Annotated in this window: 21 protein-coding genes; 9 read left to right on the plus strand and 12 right to left on the minus strand. The window is 38.1% G+C overall.

The window, feature by feature from the left end:
* Nucleotides 1-13 precede the first annotated feature (13 nt).
* From CVS92_RS02065 to yajC, 11 genes are read right to left on the minus strand one after another with little or no spacing between them, the layout of a single operon-like run.
* Nucleotides 14-682, minus strand: a complete 669-nt coding sequence (locus CVS92_RS02065) for an endonuclease III domain-containing protein (protein ID WP_107788341.1) — start codon at nucleotides 680-682, stop codon at nucleotides 14-16.
* Complete coding sequence (locus CVS92_RS02070; protein WP_107788342.1) at nucleotides 679-1,443, minus strand: ATP-binding protein; 765 nt, start codon at nucleotides 1,441-1,443, stop codon at nucleotides 679-681. Before CVS92_RS02070 ends, CVS92_RS02065 begins: the two co-directional genes overlap by 4 nt.
* Entirely contained in the window at nucleotides 1,440-4,385 is a 2,946-nt protein-coding gene (gene mfd, locus CVS92_RS02075; protein ID WP_107788343.1) for a transcription-repair coupling factor, read from the minus strand. The genes CVS92_RS02070 and mfd overlap by 4 nt, the downstream gene beginning before the upstream one ends.
* The gene (locus tag CVS92_RS02080; protein WP_107788344.1) at nucleotides 4,366-5,568 is read right to left on the minus strand and encodes a Mur ligase family protein; all 1,203 of its coding nucleotides are present in this window, start codon (nucleotides 5,566-5,568) and stop codon (nucleotides 4,366-4,368) included. Before CVS92_RS02080 ends, mfd begins: the two co-directional genes overlap by 20 nt.
* Complete coding sequence (locus CVS92_RS02085; protein WP_107788345.1) at nucleotides 5,565-7,139, minus strand: GGDEF domain-containing protein; 1,575 nt, start codon at nucleotides 7,137-7,139, stop codon at nucleotides 5,565-5,567. The genes CVS92_RS02080 and CVS92_RS02085 overlap by 4 nt, the downstream gene beginning before the upstream one ends.
* Nucleotides 7,120-7,659, minus strand: coding sequence for an LPS assembly lipoprotein LptE (lptE, locus tag CVS92_RS02090; protein ID WP_107788346.1), 540 nt, complete (start codon nucleotides 7,657-7,659; stop codon nucleotides 7,120-7,122). The genes CVS92_RS02085 and lptE overlap by 20 nt, the downstream gene beginning before the upstream one ends.
* 3 nt (nucleotides 7,660-7,662) lie before the next feature.
* Entirely contained in the window at nucleotides 7,663-10,128 is a 2,466-nt protein-coding gene (leuS, locus tag CVS92_RS02095) for a leucine--tRNA ligase (protein ID WP_107788347.1), read from the minus strand.
* 8 nt (nucleotides 10,129-10,136) lie between these two features.
* Nucleotides 10,137-10,475, minus strand: coding sequence for a DUF6394 family protein (locus CVS92_RS02100; RefSeq protein WP_021090699.1), 339 nt, complete (start codon nucleotides 10,473-10,475; stop codon nucleotides 10,137-10,139).
* 9 nt (nucleotides 10,476-10,484) lie between these two features.
* Nucleotides 10,485-11,456 carry a protein translocase subunit SecF gene (gene secF / locus CVS92_RS02105; RefSeq protein WP_107788348.1) on the minus strand — a complete coding sequence of 324 codons (972 nt, stop codon included), beginning with the start codon at nucleotides 11,454-11,456 and terminating at the stop codon, nucleotides 10,485-10,487.
* A 2-nt stretch (nucleotides 11,457-11,458) separates the two neighbouring features.
* Nucleotides 11,459-13,039 (minus strand): protein translocase subunit SecD, encoded by a 1,581-nt coding sequence (gene secD / locus CVS92_RS02110; protein WP_107788349.1) that lies wholly within the window; start codon nucleotides 13,037-13,039, stop codon nucleotides 11,459-11,461.
* Complete coding sequence (gene yajC, locus CVS92_RS02115; protein WP_021090619.1) at nucleotides 13,039-13,311, minus strand: preprotein translocase subunit YajC; 273 nt, start codon at nucleotides 13,309-13,311, stop codon at nucleotides 13,039-13,041. Before yajC ends, secD begins: the two co-directional genes overlap by 1 nt.
* On the opposite strand from yajC, the gene CVS92_RS02120 reads away from it, so the two are divergent.
* On the plus strand, nucleotides 13,287-14,579 hold the full coding sequence (locus tag CVS92_RS02120; protein ID WP_199906398.1) for an apolipoprotein N-acyltransferase: 1,293 nt from the start codon (nucleotides 13,287-13,289) through the stop codon (nucleotides 14,577-14,579). The two genes, yajC and CVS92_RS02120, sit on opposite strands and share 25 nt — an antisense overlap.
* A gap of 45 nt (nucleotides 14,580-14,624) precedes the next feature.
* Here the strand turns inward: CVS92_RS02120 and metK are convergent, their stop codons facing one another.
* Nucleotides 14,625-15,830: a methionine adenosyltransferase gene (metK, locus tag CVS92_RS02125; protein ID WP_107788351.1), complete on the minus strand. Its 1,206-nt coding sequence runs from the start codon at nucleotides 15,828-15,830 to the stop codon at nucleotides 14,625-14,627.
* Nucleotides 15,831-15,967: 137 nt separating this feature from the next.
* Here metK and sstT point away from each other — a divergent pair, with 137 nt between their 5' ends.
* The 8 genes from sstT to smpB all read left to right on the plus strand — a co-directional run bounded on the left by sstT (nucleotide 15,968) and on the right by smpB (nucleotide 23,965).
* Entirely contained in the window at nucleotides 15,968-17,335 is a 1,368-nt protein-coding gene (gene sstT / locus CVS92_RS02130) for a serine/threonine transporter SstT (RefSeq protein WP_413784232.1), read from the plus strand.
* 87 nt (nucleotides 17,336-17,422) lie between these two features.
* The gene (locus CVS92_RS02135; RefSeq protein ID WP_107788352.1) at nucleotides 17,423-19,144 is read left to right on the plus strand and encodes a M3 family oligoendopeptidase; all 1,722 of its coding nucleotides are present in this window, start codon (nucleotides 17,423-17,425) and stop codon (nucleotides 19,142-19,144) included.
* A gap of 1 nt (nucleotide 19,145) precedes the next feature.
* A complete protein-coding gene (locus CVS92_RS02140; RefSeq protein WP_084040650.1) occupies nucleotides 19,146-19,595 on the plus strand; it encodes a hypothetical protein in 450 nt (149 codons plus the stop codon).
* A gap of 51 nt (nucleotides 19,596-19,646) precedes the next feature.
* Entirely contained in the window at nucleotides 19,647-21,716 is a 2,070-nt protein-coding gene (locus CVS92_RS02145) for an ATP-dependent helicase (protein WP_107788367.1), read from the plus strand.
* Complete coding sequence (gene truB, locus CVS92_RS02150) at nucleotides 21,713-22,534, plus strand: tRNA pseudouridine(55) synthase TruB (protein WP_107788353.1); 822 nt, start codon at nucleotides 21,713-21,715, stop codon at nucleotides 22,532-22,534. Before CVS92_RS02145 ends, truB begins: the two co-directional genes overlap by 4 nt.
* The gene (gene csrA, locus CVS92_RS02155) at nucleotides 22,528-22,758 is read left to right on the plus strand and encodes a carbon storage regulator CsrA (protein WP_021090864.1); all 231 of its coding nucleotides are present in this window, start codon (nucleotides 22,528-22,530) and stop codon (nucleotides 22,756-22,758) included. The genes truB and csrA overlap by 7 nt, the downstream gene beginning before the upstream one ends.
* Nucleotides 22,755-23,498, plus strand: coding sequence for a 4-(cytidine 5'-diphospho)-2-C-methyl-D-erythritol kinase (locus tag CVS92_RS02160; protein ID WP_107788354.1), 744 nt, complete (start codon nucleotides 22,755-22,757; stop codon nucleotides 23,496-23,498). Before csrA ends, CVS92_RS02160 begins: the two co-directional genes overlap by 4 nt.
* A 14-nt stretch (nucleotides 23,499-23,512) precedes the next feature.
* Nucleotides 23,513-23,965, plus strand: coding sequence for an SsrA-binding protein SmpB (smpB, locus tag CVS92_RS02165; RefSeq protein WP_035170093.1), 453 nt, complete (start codon nucleotides 23,513-23,515; stop codon nucleotides 23,963-23,965).

A 23,965-nucleotide genomic window follows, 5' to 3' on the forward strand; every position in this document is an offset into this window, starting at 1 on the left:
TAATATAAAAATTTCAATTTTTAATACTATTGAGTACTTTTTGCCCGTCTTCGCTTAGAAATTTGCCTTTGAAATTTTCTTTGCAGAACTCCAAAACAAGAGCATGATATAGCTTTAAAATTTCAACTTCGTCAAATTTTGAGCTATCAAGAAATTTATAAATTTCATCATAATCAAGCGAGCTAAGCCACTCAGCCGCCTCGTCGTAGCACTCGAAATTATAGTCAAAATACGCCATTATCCTAAGCACATAAGCATCAACAACCATGTATGGCTTGCCACAAGCATATGCCAGTATCGCATCACAAGTCTCAGCCCCAACACCTTTTACATTTATTAGCCACTCGCGACTGGCATTTTCTTTAAAATTTTCAAAATCGCCAAACTCGTTTTTTATCGCCAAACAAAGCGTTTTTAGCCGCTTTGCCTTTGTGTTATAAAAGCCACTTGGCTTTATGAGCGTGGCAAGCTCGCTGTTTTCAAGCTCGCAAATACCATTTAGGCTATTTTTTCCGGTACTTTTTAGATTATTTAATGCTTTTTCTACATTTTTCCAGTTGGTATTTTGCACCAAAATAGCACCTAAAATAACCTCAAAAGTGCCCTCTCCTGGCCATTTTAGCTCATCCAAATTTCTGCTTTTGTGATTAAATAAGGTTAAAAATAAATCGGTTGATGTCATTTGAAATTTTCTTTAAATGTGAGATAAAACTGCTTTGCCGTCCTGCCGCTCCTGCTAGCTCTAAGAGTGGCGAAATTTTTAGCAAGACTGTGAAGTATTTCCCTATCACCGGAGTACTCTTTAAAGTAAAAATCAACCATTTTTAGGTACTCATCGTAGTTACCCTGATAAAAACTAATCCAAAGACCAAAGCGATCTGAAAGAGAAATTTTCTCCTGAGCTGCGTCACTGTAATGTATTTCGCCGTCCATTAACTGTGAGTTTTCATTTTCGCTTTTAAACTCGCTTATTAGGTGTCTGCGATTTGAAGTAGCGTATAAAAGGACGTTTTTTGGCGGCTTTTGGATAGAGCCATCCATGATAGGCTTTAGAAATTTATACTCATTGCTGCCATTTTCAAAGCTTAGATCATCGCAGAAAATGATAAATTTAAACTCGCTTTTTCTAATCTCGTCGATAATGTCACCAAGGTATTTTAGATCTTCGCATCCAAGCTCGATTATGCGAAGTCCAGCTTTATAAAACTTAGTAAAAACAGCCCTTACAAGGCTTGACTTGCCACATCCTCTCTCACCCCAAAGAAGCACGTGGTTCGCATCCTTACCATCTATAAAATTTAGAGTATTTTTTAGTAAAATTTCTTTTTGTTTTTCTAGCCCATAAAGTGAGTCGATATCAACAAAATCGATATCATCAACTGGTTTTAACATCTCTTTTGTACTTTTATAAATCGCTGCGTACTTCACGCCCCAATCTATCACTTCTTATCCTTTCTTAGATAGACCAAAATTTCAGCCAAAACATCGTCATCGTCCTTGCTACGTGACTTTAACCTTATCTTTTCATTATCATTTTTTGTTATTAGTATGTTTTGCTCGCTGTTTGAGATCGTTTTTATGCCAGCTTTTAGAGCTAAAATTTTGATGATGATAACATCTAAAAACTGCTTTGTAAACGTATCTATCTTGCCAAATCTATCCTCAAGCTCGCTTTGTATCTCATAGACCTCGCCCACCTCTTTACACTTGCTAAGGCGTCTGTAAATTTCAAGCCTTAGTCTATCTTCTCTTATAAATTCTTGATTTAAAAAGGCGCTTACGCTAAGCTTTAGATCGATCTTGTCAAGCTTTGCGGAGTCTTGATTAAGAAGCTTGTTGATCTCATCTTCTAGCATTTTTAGATATAGCGAGTAGCCGATAGCCTCGATGTGGCCGCTTTGTGCCTCGCCTATGATGTTACCACCACCTCTTATCTCAAGGTCGTGATATGCTAACACCGAGCCAGCACCCAAAAATGAATTGCCTTCAAGTGCCACAAGACGTTTTAGCGCGTCTTTACTAATGGTATCTTTATTCTCAACCAAAAAGTAGCAGTAGGCCTGCTTGTCGCTTCTGCCAACTCGTCCGCGCAGCTGGTGCAGGTCAGCCATGCCAAATTTATTGGCATTTTCTACGATTATGGTGTTTGCATTTGGCAAGTGGATGCCGCTTTCAACGATGCTGGTGCAAAGCAGCAAGTCATACTCGCCTCGCTCAAATTTCATCATCTCATCTTCAGTAACTTTTGCATTTACCTTTGAGTGAAGTATCAAGATCCTAAGCTTTGGCAAAATTTTTCTTAGATCATTTGCTGTCTGCTCTATGTCTGCGATGTGGTTGTGAATGTAAAAAGTCTGCCCACCACGTCTTAGCTCACGCATGATTGCCTCTTTGACGACCTTTTCGTCCCACTCTCTCACACTTGTCCTAACATCCAGCCTTGAGCTTGGCGGAGTGGCTAAAATACTATATGTTTTTATCTTGCTAAGCGCCATATTTAGGCTTCTTGGTATCGGCGTGGCACTCATGCTTAAGATGTGTGAATTTTGAGAAATTTCTTTTAACTGCTCTTTTTGCTTAACGCCAAATTTATGCTCTTCATCAACCACTATAAGCCCTAAATTTTCAGCCTTTACACCAAGAAGTGCATGCGTTCCCACGCAAACTATCGGCTCATTTTCTTTTAGTGCTTTTTGTAGGCTCGCCTTTTCTTTTGCACTTGAGAAGCGGTCTAGCCTAAAGACCTTTATGTCAAATTTGCTAAATCTTTGGCTTAGCGTCTTGTAATGCTGTGAGCTAAGAAGTGTCGTTGGCACAAAGAAAAATGCGCTAAAGCCTGATTTTATGCAGGTAAATATAGCATTCATCGCAACTTCAGTCTTGCCAAAGCCAACATCTCCGCTAAGCAGTCTATCCATCACCTTGCCACTTTTTAGCTCATCCCTTATATCATTTACCGCTTTTTGCTGATCGCTCGTGTATGAAAAGCCAGCATCTTGAACGAAATTTAGATAAGAGATGTCTTCTTTTTGCAAAATTTTACCAGCCACAAGCTCTCTTTTTGCCGCCATTGCTACGATCTTTGAAGCGATTGCGAAGAGTTTTTCTCTAACCTTTTCTTTTATCTTGGCAAAATTTGCCTTACCTAAGCGATCAAGCACCGCCATAGAGCCATTTTGAGCGATGTAGCGGTCTATCAAATTTAGATGTTCAACTGGCAAAAGAAGCTTGTCGTCATTTTGGTAGGCAATTACTACAAATTCCTTTGTCGCGCCCAAAACCTTGATCTTTTCAAGGCCTAAAAAACGGCCTATACCATAATCTTCATGCACGACGTAGTCATTTACTTTTAGCTCATCCACCACGAGGCTTGAGCGCTTAACTCGCCTTTTTTTCTCAAATTTATTTAGTGATACTACGATCTTGTCGCTTGAGGTTAAATTTACTACAAGGGGCGAAATTTCAAGCTTTACGTTAGCAAAGCCATCAAGCTCATAGCCCTTAAAAAGTCCCTCATTTCTTGAAAGAACGGTTATGCTTTTGCTCTTATTTAGCTCAAAAAAGTCAAAATTTAAAGTAACTTCTAGATCTTTATAGACCTTTGGCTCAGGCAAAATTTCAATGCCCTTGAATTTCTCCTTGGGCACATCATAAATTTCAAAATCGATTTTTTTAACAAGCTTTGAGTCAAAAACTTTTAAGTAGTCGCTAAAGCTATCTATCGCCCAAAATCCAAGTGAATTTAGATCATTCACCAAGGCGTCGCTTTGCATATCCTCGATCTTTTGGCTGACCTTTTCAAACTCATCTTTGCTCAAATTTGCGATAAATGGCACGATCTCGGCTTCGCTTAACTCAGCTTTATTGCTAATTTGCGTTGCGGTGTTGTAGTTTCTGATGCTCTCCACCTCATCGCCAAAGAGTAAAATTCTAACAGGATCGTCCATATTTACGCCGTAAATGTCAATGACTTCGCCACGAATGCTAAACTCGCCAACGCTCTCAACGATATCGACGCACTCGTAGCCAAATCGTATGAGCAAGTCGGCAAATTCGCTTAAATTTAGATTGTCTTTTAGCTTGATTGTTGAGCTCTCTAGGTTTTTTTGCGTTGGAAGTGTGTTTAAAAGCGTGCTAAATGGACTAATGATAATCTTTTTGCCATCAAATTTATAGTATTTGCTAAGAACGGATGAAATTTCAAAAAGCTCTTCGTTAAAGCTTCTTAGATCATCGCCCTTTTTAGCTCTAAAATCAGGTAGTTTAAATGCGCTAAAGCCAGCAAAACTAGCCGCATCAGCGCAGAGTGCCGCCTCCTTATCATCTTCGCAGATGAGAATTTGTGGGGCGTGCGTTAAAAGATACTCATAGACCTTTGCTTGCATAGTACTCTTTTAAAAAGGCTTCGGCTAGATGAAATGAGCCAAAGGCTAGATAAATTTTGCCGTTTTTTGCCTCTTTTATATCGTTCATATCGCTTGGCTCAAACTCTCTATGTGAAATTTCAAGCTCGTTTAGCGCTTTATTTATGAGCTCTCCGCCAAGCTCCCTGCCCTCGCAGTGGTAGTGATAAAGTAGCACATCCTCGACGACTGGCTTTAAAGCTGCCAAAACTGCCTTGAAATCTTTATCTAAAAATGAGTTATAAACTAGTGTTATCTTCTTGTCACTAAACTCTTTAGAGCTAAATTTCTTAGCCACAGCCTTTGCGCCAAGCTCGTTGTGACCGACATCAGCGTATAAATTTGAAGCGATCTTTTCGCATCTACCACGAAGCGACAAAGCGCCAAGCTTTTTTATGTCTATATCGCTATCTAAAATTTTAGCCGCAGCGTAGGCTAGAGTTAAATTTGATCGTAAAAACTCTGGAAGATTAAATTTATCTGCATAATTTGTGACCTCGTTTAAATTTTCTTTGGTTAAAATTTCTCTTGGGAAGCTTAAAACTGCTTTTTTCTCGCTTGCGATCTCTCTTGCGATAGCAACGCTTATCTCGTTCATATCATCATTTAAAATAGCTCTTTTGCCCATTGCTTCAAATTTTGTGCGCGAAATTTCTTCTAAGCTATTGCCTAATATCGCGGTGTGATCAAAGCCGATCGGAGTAAAAATGCTTAGCTCTTTTTCAAAGACATTTGTCGCATCAAGTACACCACCCATACCAGCTTCGCAGACAAAGTAGTCGCAACCCTCAAAAAGCACCGCAGAAAGCAGCGTCATATACTCAAAATAGCTCGTTTTTATCTTGTACTCGTCGCTTAAAAGAGCCTGCAAACGCTCATGAGCTGCCTCTAAAATTTCATCGCTAGCAACCTCACCATTTAGCCAAAATCGCTCGTTAAATTTAAATATATGAGGGCTCGTGTAGTGCCCTACTTTTGCACCGTTTTGACCTAAAATTTGCGCTAAAAAGCGGCCAGTACTTCCTTTGCCATTTGTGCCTATTATGTGAATAATCTTAAATGGCTTTATGTGCTCTTTTATAGTCGCATACGCTCTAATGATCCTGCCGTAGTCAATCTCTTTATAGTAAAGTGGTTTGCCATCAAGGAATTTAGCTAGGCTCATTTTTCCTCGATTATCTTTGGCATTACTTGATTTCTACCATTTTCTTTTGAGAGATAAAGCATCTTATCAGCAGCTTCAAGCGTCATCGTCTCGCTTAAATTTGCACTTCTTGTCGCTATACCAGAGCTGATAGTAACTTTGATGCGCTCATTTTTATAGATAAATTTGAAATTTTCTATCATACTTCTTAGCTTATCTCCAAATTTAACACTATCTTTTAAGCCAGTACTTGGAAGTAAGATTACAAATTCTTCACCGCCATATCTACCAACAAAATCAACCTTTCTAGCGTTTTTCTTAAGCACTTGAGCCACTGCTGAAAGAATAACATCTCCAGCCTCATGCCCATAAGTATCGTTTATGCTTTTGAAAAAGTCAATATCAACAAAGCATATAGAGTAATCAGTCCCATAGCGTTTATATGCTTCTTCGATGCGTTGAATCTCGTTCATCAAAGCACGCTTGGTAGATACCTTTGTCAAAAAGTCTTCTTTGCTCTCCAGCTTAGCTTCCTCAAGCTCTTTTTCAAGACTATTCACTCTATTTTGAAGCTCTAAGATAGTAGCTTGCCTATTGTGCATCTCAATACCAAGCTCTTTGCTCTCGATCTCCAAAGCACCAGCGATCTCAATAAGCATGCTTCTTACTTGATCAATGCTATTTGTATTTAAATTTACATTTTTTAGATCATTTTTAATGCTTTTTACTTTATCAGAACTACTTTGCGAGCTAACCGCGATATCAGAAATTTTCTCGCTTATATTTTGCAAGACATTATTTAGCGAACCAACTTTTTCTATGATCTCTGTTCTATCTTCTTCTATTCTGCGATCAACGAATGCCTTTACTTTTTCTTGAAATTCTTTGCTATTTAAGGTTTTAGGATTTTGCTTCAAAGTACTTCTTATCGTGCTAAGCTCTTCATCAAGATCCTTTGTAATAGAAGGTTCAAGAGTAAGGCTTAAAAGCTGAATTAAAACATCCTCTTCGCCATCTTCATCTTTTTGTGTAAGAAATTTCTCAAGTTCAGAACTCATTGTCTTTAAATCATCAAAATTTCTAACACCATAATATTTCAAAAATTCTAAAAATTCAGTGTCGTACGAACTAACAAAGTCAAACCATCTAAGGCACATTTCTTCAAGATTTTTCTCATCATATCTTCTAGCGAGCAGTTGCATACTTTGCTCTGCTAAGCTTTTTGCATCTTTATTGTGAAGCATTGAGATAGCTTGTAGAATTCTTCTAGCAAATGCGTTTAGTGATTGTAATTTTTTATCATCAGCCACAAGTCCTGCTCCTTGTTGAGCACCCCTGGAGAGCCTGGCAGTCATAAAAGCGACAAACTCATCGACCGTCTTTATATGAAGGCTTAGGGCTTGATTTTTATATTCGTCACCAAGCCTTGAGATATATTTTTCTATCTTTTTACTCTCTTCTGTTGTAAAGCCATATTTTTTAGAAATTTCATTATAGACTTCAGTGTAATTCTCTGGCGTTAGCATCAAATGGCGATCTTTGATCTCATTTAAGGCTTCCTTGACTATTTGACTAACGGTTACTGCTGCCATTTCTATATCCTTTTACCGCTAAACTTGCGATATACTCATCAAAGGCTTCTTTTGATGCCTCTTTGATAGCTTCGTATTTTTGAGTATCACTAAGAATGCTGTCAGCAAATCTTACATCTTTTTGACGTCTTGCTACACTAAAGTCATACTCGCCAGTGGCTAGAATATCAACTACGGTGCCATCTTTAAATTTAGTCTTATAATTTAAGCTTAAATGTGCTTTATATGACGTAATGTAGCCGAACTCATCATAAATAATTGCTTCGTAATTTAAATCTTTTACCGAAATAATTATCAAAGCATCAGCACTCTCTTTACTTACTAAATTTTTATTTAGCCTTGCGACCATGCCCTCTTTTACAGCATCCTTTATCCAAACACTATTTTTTGGCTCTTCTTTGCTGATAATCACATCAACGTAAATTTTATCGCCAACTAGATCATTTGTGATCTTTGAAACTGGTTTATAACCACATCCGCAGATAAATATCGCAATAAAAAACGCTAAAAAATACCTCAAAATTTATCCTTTAATGACGAAATTTACTAATTTGCCTTTTATATAAATCTCTTTTAAAATTTCTTTTCCTTCAAGCCATTTAGCTACGTTTTGCTTAGCTAGTTTTAAAATTTCACTCTCACTCTCGCTGGCTGCCACTTCAAATTCAGCCCTTTTTTTGCCATTTACTGTAACTGCAAGAGCGATGCTATCTTTTACAAAAACCTCTTCTTTTACAGCTATCTTTGTGAAATTTTTTCTGCCAAAAAGCTCTTCGCTAAGCTCATTCGCGATATGCGGCACGATAGGTTCTAGTAAATTTAAGATGATGAAAAAGCCCTCAGCATTTATATCGTCATTATCCTGTGCGTTTATAGCATTTAGTGCCTCCATGCAAGCAGCGATTAGTGTGTTAAAAGCAAATGTGTCGCCAAAAACCTCAGTTGATTTTTTAAGCGCTTCATAAATTTTTAGCCTTGCAAATTTCTCATCTTTGTTTAGACTTTCATGGTCTATCTCAGGTAGTTTATCTATCTTTTTAATAGTTTGTGCCTTCTCCCAAAGCCTATTTAAAAACCTAAATGCACCCTCAACTGCACTGTCGTTCCATTCAAGCTCTTTTTGAGGAGGTGCTGCAAAAAGGATAAATAGCCTTGCCGTATCGGCACCATATTTATTGATAATATCATCAGGATCTACGACGTTGCCCTTACTTTTGCTCATCTTTTTGCCATCTTTTAAGACCATGCCTTGAGTTAGCAAATTTTCAAATGGCTCGTCATCTCTTAGATAGCCTAGATCTCTTAAGACCTTTTGGAAAAATCTAGCGTATAAAAGGTGCAAGATCGCATGCTCGATACCACCGATATACTGATCTACATTCATCCAGTAATTCACGCTTTTCTCGTCAAGCGCTTTTTGCTCCCAAGTCTTCTCATCGCTTGCAAATCTAGCAAAATACCAGCTACTTTCCACAAACGTATCCATCGTATCAGTCTCTCTGATCGCATCCTGTCCGCATTTTGGACACTTTGTAAATTTCCAAGTTGGATGTTTATCTAAAGGATTGCCCTCGCCTGTGATCTCGACATCTTCAGGTAGCGCGATAGGTAAATTTTCCTCTTTTTCAGGCACTACGCCGCAGCATTTGCAGTGAACTACTGGTATTGGTGCACCCCAATATCTTTGACGAGAAATTCCCCAGTCTCTTAGTTTGTAGTTTGTGATCCTTTTGCCTAAACCATCTTTTTCAAATTTTTCTATTATGAAATTTTTAGCTTCTTCTGAAGCAAGTCCATTTATAAGCTCAGAATTTATAGAAATTCCATACTCAGAGTATGCTTTAGAACCGTCGCTCTCGCCCTCAAGCGGCTTTACGACTGGCTTTATAGGAAGATTAAATTTACTTGCAAACTCGAAGTCTCTTTGATCATGTGCAGGGACAGCCATAATAGCGCCACTGCCGTAGTCAGCTAAGATAAAATTTGCAACCCAAACTGGGATTTTTTCATTGGTAAGTGGATGAACGACATAAATTCCTAAAAATTCTCCGTCTTTTTCGCTCGCTTGACGCTCTCTTGGGCTTTGATTTAGGATTGTTTTTATCTTTGTCTTTTTACTTTCATCAATTTTATCACTCTCAAGCAACGCTTTTACAATAGGATGCTCAGGTGCAAGAGCTGTGTAGCTAACGCCGTAAATCGTATCAGCCCTTGTAGTAAACACCTCAAAGCCATCAAATTTACCACCTAAAGCCTCTTTTGAAGCCTCATCAAGATAAAATTTAAACTCCAAGCCGTAGCTTCTGCCGATCCAGTTTTCTTGCATTGTGATTACTTGATTTGGCCATTTGCCTTCAAGAAGCTTCAGATCATCAAGTAGCTCACTAGCGTATTTTGTGATGTTAAAGTAATATCCTGGAAGCTCTTTTTGTACCACATCATTACCACATCTCCAGCATTTGCCATCCTCCACCTGCTCATTTGCAAGCACAGTTTGATCGTATTCGCACCAATTTATAATTGCATTTTTTCTATAAACAAGCCCTTTTTCAAACATCTTTATAAAAAAGCTTTGCTCCCACTTTGTGTAAAGTGGGTCAGATGTGGCTAAAATTCTCTTTTTAGAAAATGAAAAGCCAAGGCTTGCTAGCTCTTTTTTCATATAGTCAATGTTTTCATAAGTCCAAATTTTAGGGTGAATTTTATGTTTTATGGCTGCGTTTTCAGCTGGCATACCAAAGCTATCAAAGCCGATAGGATGAAGCACGTTGTAGCCGCTTTTTCTATACGATCTAGCCAGTGCATCACCGATAGAGTAGTTTCTTACATGCCCCATATGTATGCGTCCGCTTGGATAAGGAAACATACTTAGGATATATTTTTTCGGCAAGCTTAGGTCATCTTTTGGTTCAAATTCTTCATTTTTATCCCAAATTTCTTGCCATTTTTTTTCTATCTTTAAAGGCTCATATTTTCTCTTTTCAGCCATTTTTTCTCCTAAAATTCTTCTTGAGCTTTGCTTGATTCTATTAAAACCAAGGCTAGTGAAAATATATTTGCAATGACTGCGCCAATAGCCAACGAATAGCTAAGTGTTATATTTTCAGAGACCTGCAAAATAACAAAAGCTGGTATAAGGTGTAAATCAGCAACCAGCGAGCTTGCAAAAAGCTCAGCTGAGAGTAAATTTTTAACACCAATCTTAAGTAGCGTTGAAACCAAATTTATACTAGCCGCCACAAAGAGCGCAATCTCATTTTTATCATATAAAAATTCTGCCGTAGTCGTAAGACTCATCAGCGCAAAAAATATGTAGATAACTTTTCCCCAGTTCATTATCCCTCCTTACACAACACCTTTCTCAAACATAGCACGCTCTTTCTCGCGCTCTTTTTTTATCTTTTGTTTTTCAGTCTCTCTGCTTCTAAAATGCTCGATGCTAAATTTAAACCAGATAAGAAACGGCGAAGAGATATAGATCGAACTGATCGTTCCTATGACAATACCAACGATAAGAATAAATGAAAATCCATGTATCATATCTCCACCAAACAAAAATAGCACAAGAACTGTCATCATCGTAGTTGCTGAAGTTAAGATAGTTCTTGAAAGCGTAGCAGAAACTGACTCGTTTATAACACCTTCAATATCAGTTCTCTTACTCTCTTTGATACCCTCTCTGATCCTATCAAAGATAATAATCGTATCATTTAGAGAGTAGCCAAGCACCGTTAAAACAGCCGCTAGTGTGTCCAAATTTACATCAATATTAAATAACGAAATAGCACCGACAGTTATAACTATATCGTGAATTTCAGTTGCGATCGCAGCTAGAGCAAAACGCCACTCAAATCTAAATGTGATGTAAATTAGCACACCAATTAGAGAAATTCCAAGAGCCATCAAACCTTTTTCTCTAAGCTCGTCACCAACCTTTGGTCCAACGATATCAACACGTCTTACCTCAAAATTTCCAGTATCTTTTAAAATTTGCTTTATCTCAGTGCCAATGTCGCCAGTTAAATTTGAGCTTGAACCTGAAAATCTAATAACAGCTTCATCTTCGCTTCCAAACTCAGTAACAGAGGCGTTTTTAAGCACTTCATTTGTGCCAAAAGCATCACGAATTTTATCAAGTGGCGCTTTGGTGTCGTATTTTAGCTGAATAAGCGTACCGCCAGAGAAATCAATGCCGTAATTTAACCCCTTTGTAGCAAGTAAAACAATAGAGCCAACAAATAAAAATATAGAAAATGCTAGTGAAGCAAATCTAAAACGCATAAAATCATAAACTTTTGCTTTAGTAAAAATTTGCATCATTAGCTCCTTTTATAACCAAACCAAAGTCTGGTATTTCCACTTTTTTCTATCTTGTCCATAGCAGCATCAAACATGCCATGAGTACCAAGTATAGCTGTTAGCATCGAAGCCATGATACCTATTGCCATTGTTACTGCAAAGCCTTTAACTGGGCCAGTGCCATAAGCGTAAAGCACCGCAACTGTGATGATAGTAGTTAAATTTGAATCAATAATCGCGCTCATAGCGTGCTCATAGCCTTTTTGAACAGCTGTCCTTATCGCTACACCTTCACGCAAAAGCTCACGTATACGTTCATTTATGATGACGTTTGCATCAACAGCCATACCGATCGTTAGCACGATACCAGCCATACCTGGCAATGTAAGCGTCGCCCCAAAAAGCGCCATAACAGCTACTAATATAACGACGTCGGCAACTAGTGCTATATTTGCAAAAATTCCAGAAATTCCATAATAAACTAGCATAAATAGTACGACTAAGATAGATCCGGCAGCAAGTGCTACCATGCTTTGGTTGATACTCTCTTGTCCCAAAGATGGGCCAACGCTTCTTTTTTCCAGCATCTTAACAGGGGCTAAAAGTGCACCGCTTCTAAGCGCGATCGCTACGTCGTGAGCCTCATCAAGAGTAAAGCCACCACTGATCTGGCCGCTGCCGCCACCTATTCTTTCATTTATAACTGGAGCTGAATAAACCTTACCATCAAGCACGATGGCAAGCCTTTTGCCGACATTTGCGCCAGTAAAATCACCAAAAATTCTAGCGCCTTCTGAGTTAAGAGTGAAATTTATGATCGGTAGGTTATTTTGCTGAGAAAATGCAACCTTTGCGTCAGTTAGCATTGAGCCGTCAAGCACTGGGATATTTTTAACGACGTATTTCACGCGGTCATTTTTAGCATCTTTAAAAATCACATCGCCGTAGCTTTCAGCTTCAGCATCGCTCATTGTATTAGCCTGATCTTGTCTTTTATCATCAACTGCCATAAGCTGCAAGTGAGCAGCCTTCGCGATAAGATCTCTTGCTCTTTGTTCATCCTCTTCAGTCTTTATACCAGGAAGCTCAACTAGGATATTATCTTTGCCCTGTCTGGCAACAGTTGGCTCAGCTAGGCCAAACTGATCTAGTCTATTTCTGATGGTTTCAACAGCTTGCGAGATCGCATACTCGATCGTATCCGTTCTTTCTTGCTCGGTTAAAGATATGCTGTAATTTAAACCATCTTTTTTGATATCAAGGCCCTTTATCTCAGCTAGTGCTTTATCTACTTTTGGAGCTTCGTCGCCATCAAGGAGAGTAAAGTCAATGTTCTCTTCTTTAATCTTAAATTTATCAATGAGCACATCTTCTTTTTTAGCATAATAATTTATACTTCCAGCTATTGATTTTATTTTTGAGTGAATAGCTTCGCTCGTTTCAACACCAAGCAGCATATGAAGGCCGCCTTGAAGATCAAGGCCAAGTGAAATTTTAGCCCCATTTTGAGTTTGAAAAAAAGATGGCACCGAAAAGCCAAAACCAAAAATCAAGGCTAATATTAAGATAATTAGCCTATATGTGACTCTTGCGTTACGCATTATTTATCTTCGATCTTTTTAGCTACAAACTCGCGTGCTATGCGAACGATTACATCATCGTTAAGTTTAACTTTGATAAAATCATTTTCGGCTTTAATCACTTCGCAGATAAGTCCGCCATTAGTTATTATCTTATCACCTTTATCAAGAGCTGCGAGCATTGCTGCATGGGCTTTTTGTTGTTTTTGTTGAGGTCTAATAACCAAAAAGTAAAATATGGCGAAAAGCACAACAAGAGGTAGTAATGATGTTAAAAAATCAGCGTTTTGCATGGATTTCCTTATTTGTAAGATTTTTAAATGGGCATTTTAGCACTAAAATTATAATAAAAGCCTTTGTCGGTGCTTTTTTGCTCTCCAACTTTATTTTTTTAAGCCTCTTCGAGAATTTGCTCTTAAATTTCATCTCGCCATTTCTAACTTTGACTGGAATTTACATCATCATAAATTTAAGCAGAGCTGGTTTTTTCGCGGCTGGATCTTTCACAGGAATTTTATGGTTTTATTGGATCAGCTTTAGTTTTCTCTACTACGATCTTATTTGGCTCATACCTTTTGTCATTCTCTTTGTAGCCATTGTTTACGGATTTATGTTTTGGGTAGCCTCTTTTCCAAGCTTTGTGACACTAAGAGCTGTTTTGCTATTTTTAATAAGCTACGTGCATCCATTTGGCTTTAACTGGTTTAACCTTGAAGCGACACTTGTTTTAGGAGCTTTTGAGCCAAGCATTAGGGGGCTTATATTTATATTTTTAGCAGCCATTTCTTTGAGTTTAAAAGGTAATATTTTAAAATTTATCCTAGCTTTTATCTGTCTGATTGCTGCTTTGCAGTTTAAAAGTGGCGAGGCAAAGACTTTGCCATTTGACGTGGAGCTAATAAATACCGACATAGCTCAAAGGGTGCGCTGGGATAAAAGCTTACGCATGGAATTTACAAATGAAAATTTAGACTTAATAAATAACGCCATAGCCGAGCAAAAGCGTCTCATCGTGCTGCCTGAAAGCGCGTTTCCATTATTTATGACAAATGAGCCACTGCTCGTTGATGAGCTAAAAGAGCTTTCAAAAAAGATAATCATCGTAGCTGGTGCGCTTGCCTATGAAAATAAGCAAATTTATAACTCCGCCTTTTTGTTTCAACATGGCACTCTTAGGCGAATGGATAAGAAATTTTTAGTGCCATTTGGCGAAGAAATTCCTCTGCCAAAATTTATGCAAGATGCGGTAAATAAGCTATTTTTTGGTGGAGCTAGCGACTTTAAAAAGGCTGAAAATTTTAGTGACTATGAGATAGACGGGATTAAAATCAGAAATGCTATCTGCTATGAAGCGACAAGAGAGGAGCTTTATAAGGACGAATTTGACGTAGTCGTGGCTATCACAAACAACGGCTGGTTTGTGCCAAGTAGCGAACCTGTGCTTCAAAAAGTGCTGATAAAACATCTCGCTACAAAGTATAATAAAGCGGTCTATCACAGCGTAAATGGCTCAAAAAGCGAGATCATAAAGCCTAAAAAAGCATTTTGGGATGAGTTTTAAAAGGGAGATTTAAAGTAGCTTTTGAATAAAGCCACTTTGATATGATTATTTTTTTAGTAAAGCTTTGAAAGTATCGACAGCGTCAAGCTTTTCCCAAGGGTATTTTGCATTTCCCACTTGACCTTTTGCGGCCACTTTTGCGTATAAAAAGGTCTCTTTGCTTGGTTTATCAAGACCAAATTTATTTGTTATCCAGCGAGGCGTTAGAGCGAAATGCTCGCTTACAAAATTTGAAAGCATATCGTCATTTACGCCGATTGCGTGAGTTCCCATAGTATCAACGCTAACTGAAGTTGGCTTTGCAACACCGATCGCGTAGCTTATCTGGACGATACATTTTTTTGCAAGGCCAGCTGCGACGATATTTTTAGCTATCCAGCGCGCTGCGTAAAGTCCGCTGCGATCAACCTTTGTGTAGTCCTTACTTGACTGAGCACCGCCGCCTATTGGACTATATCCACCAAAGCTATCAACGATTAGTTTTCTACCTGTTAGGCCGCTATCGTGAAGTGAGCTGTGATTTACATATCTGCCTGTTGGGTTTATGTAAATGATCGTTTTTTCTTTATTATACAGTTCTTTTGGAAGACCAGTTTCGTCTATTAATTTTTGTATTAATGTGCGAAGCTCTTCTATCTTCATACTCTCCACGCAAGGGGCGGAAACGACGATAGTGTGGATACTTTGAGGTTTGCAGTTTTCAAAGTTGTCTTTACTACCGTAATCAATAGTAACTTGCGTTTTTATATCAACACCAAGCTTATCAGGGTTTGCTTTGGCAAATTTATATACTTTTTCGCAAAGCATTCTTGCGTAAGTTATAGCTGCTGGCATAAATTCTTTTGCTTCGCAGCTTGCAAAACCAAACATAATACCTTGATCGCCTGCTCCGATCTCACCGCTACTTTGATCAACGCCTTGATTTATATCTGGACTTTGTTGATTTATGCAAACTTTAACCTCAATATCATCTGGGTGCAAGCACTGCTCTTTTGTGAAATTGCTCTTTCCATCATATCCAATATGCGCAAGAGCGTCTTTTACAATCTTTTCGTAGTCTTTATAAGAGAGTTTTACCTTTGAGTTTATCTCTCCACCTATTACTATATTTTTCCCAGCCACAAAAACTTCGCTTGCGACGCGTCCATTTGGATCTTGCGTTAAAATAGTATCCACTATGCTATCAGCGATGATATCAGCACATTTATCTGGATGGCCCGGACTTACAACTTCAGAGGTAAATAGATACATTTTTATCCTTTTATTAACTAAAATTTTGTGCAATTGTAACAAATCTATTTAAAAAGCTAATTAATCTTTATCAAATTCTTTATATTTAAAAATTGTTTAGCTAGAATCAACAAAAAACTAATTTATTAAGGTGTCAAATGAATATGCTTAAAAACATAGCAAGAAGATACGCCGATGGAAATTTGATAGTTCAAATTTTAGTTGGTATCATCCTAGGTGCCCTAGTTGGCTTTTACACACACTACGAAGCAGCTCCCTACAACAAGATCTCAGCTAAAATTCAAACTATTCAAAACGAAAGTGGTTTGAGCATAGATGAAGTCATAAAAACTCGCCTTAGTCAAGATGAAGCCATACAGCTAAACGAAGCCAAAGAAAAAGCTAGTTCAGCCGATTCTATCGCAGCTTCAGCTTCAGTTTTAGGCGATTTATTCAAAGGCGCTTTAAAAGCTATCGCACCAATTCTTGTCTTTGTTTTAGTGGCAACATCCATTATTTTAAGAGATTTTGGTCATACAAAAGGTATGCAAAAGATCATTACACTCTATCTAATTGGTACATTTTTAGCAGCCGTTGTTGCAGTTATTGCTAGTTTCTTATTTCCAGTGGAGCTTTCTTTAAAAGGTCTTGCAAGCGCTGATATGTCAGCACCTCAAGGAATTACCAACGTTTTAAAAGATCTCATTTATAAAATGGTCGAAAATCCAATAAACGCCCTTGCAAATGGCAACTATATAGGCATCATTACCTGGGCAGTAGGCAGTGGTATAGCACTTAGAAATTCCACAGCTGAGACCAAAAAAGTATTTAAAGACATAAGCGATGGTGTAACTCATATTGTTAAATTTATCATTAGACTAGCTCCATTTGGCATCTTTGGTATGGTTACTATCAGCATTCATGAAACTGGGTTTGAAGTACTTGCAGGATATCTAAAACTGATCTTAGTTCTTGTTGGGGCAATGCTTGTTGTCGCATTTATCATCTATCCAGCCATGGTTTTTGTATTAACTAGAAAAAATCCTTATCCACTTGTGATGATTTGCCTAAAAGAGAGTGCTATTTCAGCATTTTTTACAAGAAGCTCGGCCGCAAATATCCCTGTAAATATGGCACTTTGTAAAAAGCTTGGTCTAAAAGAGGAGCTTTACTCTATCTCTATCCCACTAGGTGCCACTATAAACATGGGTGGTGCGGCAGTTACCATTAGTATCTTAGCGCTTACTGCGGTAAATTCTATCCCATCTATCACAGTTACATTTGGCGATGCGCTTCTTCTTTGCTTCATCTCAGCTCTTGGTGCATGCGGCGCATCTGGCGTGGCTGGCGGCTCACTTCTTTTAGTACCATTAGCATGCGGTCTTTTTGGTATCAGCAATGACATCGCTATGCAGTTTGTAACAGTTGGTTTTACTATTGGCGTCATCCAAGATTCAGTCGAAACTGCGCTAAATAGCTCATCAGACGTTCTTTTTACAGCCGTAGCTTCAGAGACTTCAAACTAATCTTCATAAAATTTCAGCTAAATTTTGGCTGAAATTTTACTTTTATCCATTTTTTTGTAAAATGTCCCAAAAATTTAAAGGATAAATATGCAAATTTGGGATCTAAAAGCACTTTTTGCAAACGAAAAAGAGTGCGAGCAAAACGCACTAAATTTACAAAAAGAGTGCGAGAAATTTAAAGATAAATACCTAGAAAATTATGAGAATTTAAAAACAGACGAGTTTTTAAAGGCATTTTCTGAATATGAAAACTTAATCGCTAAAATTTCAAAAGTAATGACTTACGCCTTTTTAAATTTTGCCAAAGATACAAGTAAGGGCGCATTTTACGCAAAGATCGATGAGATAGCGACAAAAGCAAATGAAAATTTGATATTTTTTGAGATCAAATTTAATGAGTTTGCCCCTAAAAAACAAGAAGAGATCATAAAAAGCTCTAAAAAATATGGCTACTATCTAAGCAACCTCGCCAAAGCAAAACCGCACCAGCTAAGCGTTGCAGAAGAGAGAGTGCTACTTCGCACGGCAAGCACCGGAGCTGAGGGCTTTTCAAGGCTTTTTGATGAGAGTATGAGCAAGATGAGGTTTAAATTTAAAGGCGAGTTTTTAAACGAAGAGGAAATTTTAGCTAAGCTTCATGAGAGCGACCAAAGCGTGCGAAAACTAGCGGCTAAAAGCCTTTCAAACGAGCTTAGCAAGCACCAGCACCTCCTTGGCTACATATATAATATGATAAAAACCGATCTAAAAACTAGCTGCGAACTGCGAAATTTCAAGCTACCCGAAGAGCCAAGACATCTTGAAAATCAAATCACCAAAAAAAGCGTTGACTCACTCATCGCCGTAACTGAGAAAAATTTCGATTTAGTTTCTAAATTTTACGAGCGAAAAAAAGAAATTTTAGGCCTTAAAAAGCTTTATGACTACGATAGATACGCACCTCTTAGCAGTGAGGGCGAGTATAAATTTGATGAGTGTAAAAAGATAGTTTTAAAGGCGTTTGGGACATTTTCACCAAAATTTGGCGAGATCGCCAAAAGTGCTTTTAGTGACGGCTGGATCGACGTTTTTCCGGCACCAAACAAGCGAGGCGGAGCTTTTTCTCACTCAGGATCAAGCGACACACACCCTTACGTTTTGCTAAATCACACCAACCAACGAAGAGACCTTTTCACGCTTGCCCACGAACTTGGCCATGCCGTGCATCAAAAGCTCTCATATAGTGTAAGCTACCTAAATTCAGACACCCCGCTAACCACGGCTGAGACGGCTTCAGTCTTTTGCGAGATGCTAGTTTTTGATCACATTAAAGGCGGCCTTAGCAAAAAAGAGAAAATTTCGCTGCTCGCTGGCAAGATCGAGGATATATTTGCTACGCTTTACCGCCAGATAAATTTCACCACATTTGAGCGAGCTGTGCACGCACATGAAGGCGAGATCAGCCTAGATGAGCTAAATAAAATTTGGCTAAGAGAGAGCAAAAAGATGTTTGGCAAAAGCGTCACGCTAAATGACTACTACAAAATTTGGTGGAGCTACATCCCACACTTCATCCATACGCCATTTTACTGCTACGCTTACTCTTACGCGCAGCTTCTTGTACTTGCACTTTTTGGGCTTTACAAAAGCGGCAAATGCAAAAATTTTGTAGAAATTTACACCGAGTTTTTAAGCCTTGGCGGCAGCCTTAGCCCAAGGGAGCTTGTGGGTAAATTTGGCTTTGACATAGATGATAAAAATTTCTGGCAGATCGGCATAAACGAGGTTAAAAAGCTAGTAGATGAGTTTTTAGAAATTTCAAAGGATTAAGATGTTAGACGAAATTTTAGATGATGAGAAATTTTCGCTTTTAATGAAAATGCACGTCTATGAGTGCATTGATTTTTTGCTTGAAAAGGGGGTAAATTTCTCAGTTATGGCAAATTTACCGCTAGTTAGCTTTGAGCCAAGCTTGCCAGATGAAATAAGTAGAAGCTTTAGCATGCCAGTCATTATGTTTTCACTTGGTGGCTATACGCTTGAGAGTGCGAAACTAACGCAAGATGAGCTTAGCTTCGAGGCTGGATTTGGTAGTGAAAATTTTGCCTCTGTGGTCTCCTTTCCACTTGGTGCGGTGGTTCAAATTTTGGTTGAAAATAGCCCGATCCTTGTAAATTTCTCTATCTACAAGCCAAAAGAGAAGCAAGCAGACCACACAAAAAAATCGGTTTCAGTCTTTTTACAAAATCCTAAAAATAAAGATATATTTAAGAAAAAATAGTAATTTTAAGCATTTTTGGCTAAAATCAAAAGAAAATTTAAAAAGCAAAAAATGGAAAAATTACTATCAAACTTAAACGAAGCCCAGCGCGAAGCAGCTACTCATATAGATGGTCCGATGCTCATACTTGCAGGAGCTGGTAGCGGCAAGACAAAGACGATCACAACTAGGCTTGCCTACCTCATCGGCGAGGTCGGCATAGACGCGGCAAATACACTAACTCTTACTTTTACAAACAAAGCCGCCAACGAGATGCGCAGTAGAGCCATGGCGATGCTAAGCCAAAGCGGCAAAAACTACTCGCCGCTACTTTGCACATTTCATAAATTTGGACTTTTGTTTTTAAAACTCTACATTGAAAGGCTTGGCAGAAAAAATAACTTCGTCATAATCGACACAGATGATAAAAAACGCATCATCAAAAGCTTTGAAAGCCCAGTCGCAACCGCGATTTTGTCAAGTGAAATTTCAAATTATAAAAACTCACTTTTAAGCGTCGAAGAGGTCTATAAAAACGCAAATTTCTCTTCATTTGATAAGAGCAAGGATAACTTTTACAAACAAGCTGCTCAAATTTATGAAAAATATGAAGAATATTTAAAGACAAATAATCTTGTTGATTTTGACGATCTGCTCGGGCTTACATATAAAATTTTAGACGAAAACGAAGAGCTTGCTAGAGAAATTTCAAACCGATACAAATACATAATGGTCGATGAGTATCAAGATACAAACGACCTTCAGTATAAACTCCTAAAAAAGCTCTGTCTATGCCACGAAAACATCTGCGTCGTAGGCGACGATGACCAAAGTATCTATGGCTGGCGCGGCGCGAAAATAGATAATATCTTAAATTTTAAAGATCAATTTAGCGACGTAAAGATCATCAGACTTGAGAAAAACTACCGCTCGAGCGAAGCTATACTAAAGGCTGCAAACGAGCTGATAGATCATAACCGCAACCGCCTTGGCAAGAAGCTTGTGGGCACAAAAGGCGAAGGCGAAGCCGTAAATTTGATAGAGAGCTTTGATGAGAGCGTCGAGGCTGGCAAGATCGCAAAATGCATAAAAGAGCTTTTAAGTAAAGGCGTGCAGGCAAAAGATATCGCTATCTTATACCGCATAAATGCACTCTCTCGCTCGCTTGAAGATGGGCTAAACAAAGAGCAAATCGCTTATAAAATGGTCGGCGGCGTAAAATTTTACGAACGAGCTGAGATCAAAGACATTATTAGCTACCTAAGGCTTATAAATAATCCAAACGATGATTTTTCAATAAGGCGCATCATTAATCGCCCAAAGCGAGGACTAGGCAAAGTTAGTCTTGATAAGCTTGAAAAAATGGCATTTGATGGCAAAATTTCCATTTACGAGGCGATCTCAAACATCTCTGATAACGATGAAGCCTTTAGCAAAAAGGTGAAATCAGCTCTTGTTGAGTTTGCAAACAACCTAAAAGAGCTTCAAGAAAGCAGCTCGGTTTTTGACCTGATAGATAAATTTGAAGCTAAATTTGGTGTGAAAAAATACTACGAGAGCTTGCCAGATGGTGCTGAAAGAGCGGCAAATATCGATGAGTTTTACGCTGTTTTAAAAGATCAGATCAAGCAAAATCCGAGCTTTGATCTAGAGGAATTTCTAAACGAGATCACGCTAACAAGTGAGCAAGACGGCATCAGCGATGAAGCTATTAGCATTATGAGCGTGCATGCGAGCAAGGGACTTGAGTTTGAGCACCTTTTTGTGATCGGTCTTGAAGAGGGATTTTTCCCACTAATTGGCGATGGAAGCGATATCGAAGAAGAACGCAGGCTTGCATACGTTGCGATAACAAGAGCCAAAAAAACACTTAGTCTAAGCTTTGCAAACTCACGCTTTTACAAGGGTCAGCGAACAAGACTAAATAAAAGTAGATTTTTAAGCGAAAGTGGCATAACGCATGGCTCGCTAGTCATCGAACAGAGTAATGAATTTAAAAAAGGCGACTTGGTTAAGCATAAAATTTTTGGTATTGGCAGGGTGAGCGCGGTTAGCAAGATCAAAAAAGAGTTTAAACTGACCATAAATTTTGGTGGCAATGTAAGAGAAATAATGTCAAGCTTCGTGGAAAAGGCCGTATGAACGCCATCTTCGTGGCAAATAAGCCAGCTGGCATGAGCTCAAACCACTTTTTAGGGCGACTAAAGAGAAAATACGGCGTTAAAAAGGCTGGGTTTTCAGGCACACTTGATCCATTTGCAAGCGGTTGTTTAATAGTCGCTTTCGGCTCGTATACGAAATTTTTTAGATTTTTAGACAAAAGCCCAAAAGTCTATAAAGCAACGATCTGGCTTGGGGCTAGCAGTCCTAGCATGGACAATGAAAATATCACTGAAATTTCAAATGTAAAAGAGATAAATTTAGAAAAACTAGAAGCCATAAGAAGTGAGCTGACTGGCAAGATAAGCTACATCCCGCCAAAATTTAGCGCCAAGCATGTAAATGGTACAAGAGCCTACAAGCTAGCTAGAAACGGCGAAGAATTTGAGCTAAAGCCAGAGACAATGGAAATTTATGAGAGTGAAATTTTGAATTATTCACACCCTTTTTTGACACTTCGTTTAAGTGTAAGTGAGGGGAGTTACATCCGCTCTTATGCAGAAATTTTTGGGCAAAAAGTTGGTTATAATGTAACTTTAAGCTCATTAAAAAGGATAAGTGAAGGCAAATTTTGCTACGAAAATGAAAAATTTTTGAATATTTGTGATTTTTTAAATATTCGGAAAAATACATACTTTGGGGACATAAATGATATTCTAGATGGTAAGAAATTAAAAATTAACAATTTTGAAACACAAAAGCAAGGAATTTATTTGCTAAATTATGATAAATTTATGAGCGTAATCCAAATCACGGATGATACTATAAATTACACTCTAAATAAGGTTGAAAAATGTTAATCCTAGCAAGAAAAGAAAATGAAGAAATTTTAATAGGAAATGACATAAAAGTTGTCATAGTAAATATTTCAAAAAATACCGTTAAACTCGGTATAGAAGCGCCACGAAATACAATGATACTAAGAAGTGAACTAGCAAATGATATTAAAAACGAAAATATCCATGCCACAAAAACTGCAAGTGAAGCCGATATCCACGAGCTAGCTAAAAAAATCGAGAAATGAAAAGCTTTGCAAAGATAAATATATTTTTAAAGATAGTTGGCACTAGAGGCAACTACCACGAAATTTTATCGCGCTTTGTTCTCTGTGAGCAGCTTTTTGACGAAATTTATTTTAAAAAGTCAGATTCATTTGCTATAGAATGTAGCAACTGCGATATAAAAGAAAACATCATCCAAAAAGCAATAGATGAGCTAAAAAGAGCCGGCTTTTCAAACGAGCTCGACGAGTTTTTTAGCTCCCATAAAATCATCATCAACAAAAATATCCCAATTGGTGCTGGTCTAGGAGGAGGTAGTTCAAACGCTGCCACCTTTTTGCTAATGGTAAATGACGAACTAAATTTAAATATAAAACGCGAAAATTTGATACAAATAGCTTCTAAAATCGGTGCAGACGTGGCCTTTTTTGTAAGTGGCTATAAAGCAGCAAATGTAAGCGGCATAGGCGAGATCATAGAAGAATTTGACGATGAAGTGCCAAATTTAAATATCTTCACGCCAAATGTTTTTTGCTCCACACCGATGGTTTATCAAGAATTTAGAAGCAATTTCTTACAATACATAGACGTTAATGCTGCAAAAAAGATGCAAAATTTAAAGAGCAAAGAGCTACTTGAAATTTATAAAAACGAGGAGCTAAATGATCTTTTTGCCCCATGTTTCAATCTCTATCCACATATGAATGAGTTTAAAGATAAATTTCTAAGTGGTAGCGGCAGTAGCGTATTTAGCGTAAAATAAAAGGTAAAATTTTGATAAAAGATCTAGCAAAAAACAAGAAAGCTCTGCACGACTTTAGCATACTTGAGACCTTCGAGGCTGGTATTGTACTAAAAGGCAGCGAGGTCAAAGCACTAAGGGCTGGCAGGGCAAATTTAAAAGATAGCTTTGTGCGTGTCATAAAGGGTGAGCTTTTTTTATTAAACGCCCACATCAGCTATCTTGAGACTACACATAGCGCATTTCGTCCAAATGAGCGAGCAGCCAGAAAACTTTTGATGCATAGAAAGCAGATCGATAAAATTTTCGGTCAAGTCTCACAAGATGGACTAGCACTAGTTGTTTTAGCACTTTATTTGAGTGATAAAAACATCGTAAAAGCAAGGCTTGCACTCGCAAAAGGTAAAAATTTACACGACAAGCGCGAGACTCTAAAAAGACGCGAGGCAGACAAAGAGGCAAGAGCTGCCATAAAAAGATATGTTTAA

This window comes from Campylobacter concisus, assembly GCF_003048555.1.
GTDB classification, from domain to species: domain Bacteria; phylum Campylobacterota; class Campylobacteria; order Campylobacterales; family Campylobacteraceae; genus Campylobacter_A; species Campylobacter_A concisus_AO.

What these genes read in the sequence shown, in the direction of transcription:
- truB (WP_107788353.1), top strand. Translation starts at nt 21,713, where the DNA reads ATGAACGCCATCTTCGTGGCAAATAAGCCAGCTGGCATGAGCTCAAAC.
- metK (WP_107788351.1), bottom strand. Translation starts at nt 15,830, where the DNA reads ATGTATCTATTTACCTCTGAAGTTGTAAGTCCGGGCCATCCAGATAAA.
- secD (WP_107788349.1), bottom strand. Translation starts at nt 13,039, where the DNA reads ATGCGTAACGCAAGAGTCACATATAGGCTAATTATCTTAATATTAGCC.
- CVS92_RS02065 (WP_107788341.1), bottom strand. Translation starts at nt 682, where the DNA reads ATGACATCAACCGATTTATTTTTAACCTTATTTAATCACAAAAGCAGA.
- CVS92_RS02080 (WP_107788344.1), bottom strand. Translation starts at nt 5,568, where the DNA reads ATGAGCCTAGCTAAATTCCTTGATGGCAAACCACTTTACTATAAAGAG.
- secF (WP_107788348.1), bottom strand. Translation starts at nt 11,456, where the DNA reads ATGCAAATTTTTACTAAAGCAAAAGTTTATGATTTTATGCGTTTTAGA.
- CVS92_RS02135 (WP_107788352.1), top strand. Translation starts at nt 17,423, where the DNA reads ATGCAAATTTGGGATCTAAAAGCACTTTTTGCAAACGAAAAAGAGTGC.
- CVS92_RS02145 (WP_107788367.1), top strand. Translation starts at nt 19,647, where the DNA reads ATGGAAAAATTACTATCAAACTTAAACGAAGCCCAGCGCGAAGCAGCT.
- leuS (WP_107788347.1), bottom strand. Translation starts at nt 10,128, where the DNA reads ATGGCTGAAAAGAGAAAATATGAGCCTTTAAAGATAGAAAAAAAATGG.
- sstT (WP_413784232.1), top strand. Translation starts at nt 15,968, where the DNA reads ATGAATATGCTTAAAAACATAGCAAGAAGATACGCCGATGGAAATTTG.
- mfd (WP_107788343.1), bottom strand. Translation starts at nt 4,385, where the DNA reads ATGCAAGCAAAGGTCTATGAGTATCTTTTAACGCACGCCCCACAAATT.
- csrA (WP_021090864.1), top strand. Translation starts at nt 22,528, where the DNA reads ATGTTAATCCTAGCAAGAAAAGAAAATGAAGAAATTTTAATAGGAAAT.
- CVS92_RS02100 (WP_021090699.1), bottom strand. Translation starts at nt 10,475, where the DNA reads ATGAACTGGGGAAAAGTTATCTACATATTTTTTGCGCTGATGAGTCTT.
- CVS92_RS02140 (WP_084040650.1), top strand. Translation starts at nt 19,146, where the DNA reads ATGTTAGACGAAATTTTAGATGATGAGAAATTTTCGCTTTTAATGAAA.
- CVS92_RS02160 (WP_107788354.1), top strand. Translation starts at nt 22,755, where the DNA reads ATGAAAAGCTTTGCAAAGATAAATATATTTTTAAAGATAGTTGGCACT.
- yajC (WP_021090619.1), bottom strand. Translation starts at nt 13,311, where the DNA reads ATGCAAAACGCTGATTTTTTAACATCATTACTACCTCTTGTTGTGCTT.
- CVS92_RS02085 (WP_107788345.1), bottom strand. Translation starts at nt 7,139, where the DNA reads ATGGCAGCAGTAACCGTTAGTCAAATAGTCAAGGAAGCCTTAAATGAG.
- CVS92_RS02120 (WP_199906398.1), top strand. Translation starts at nt 13,287, where the DNA reads ATGTTAAAAAATCAGCGTTTTGCATGGATTTCCTTATTTGTAAGATTT.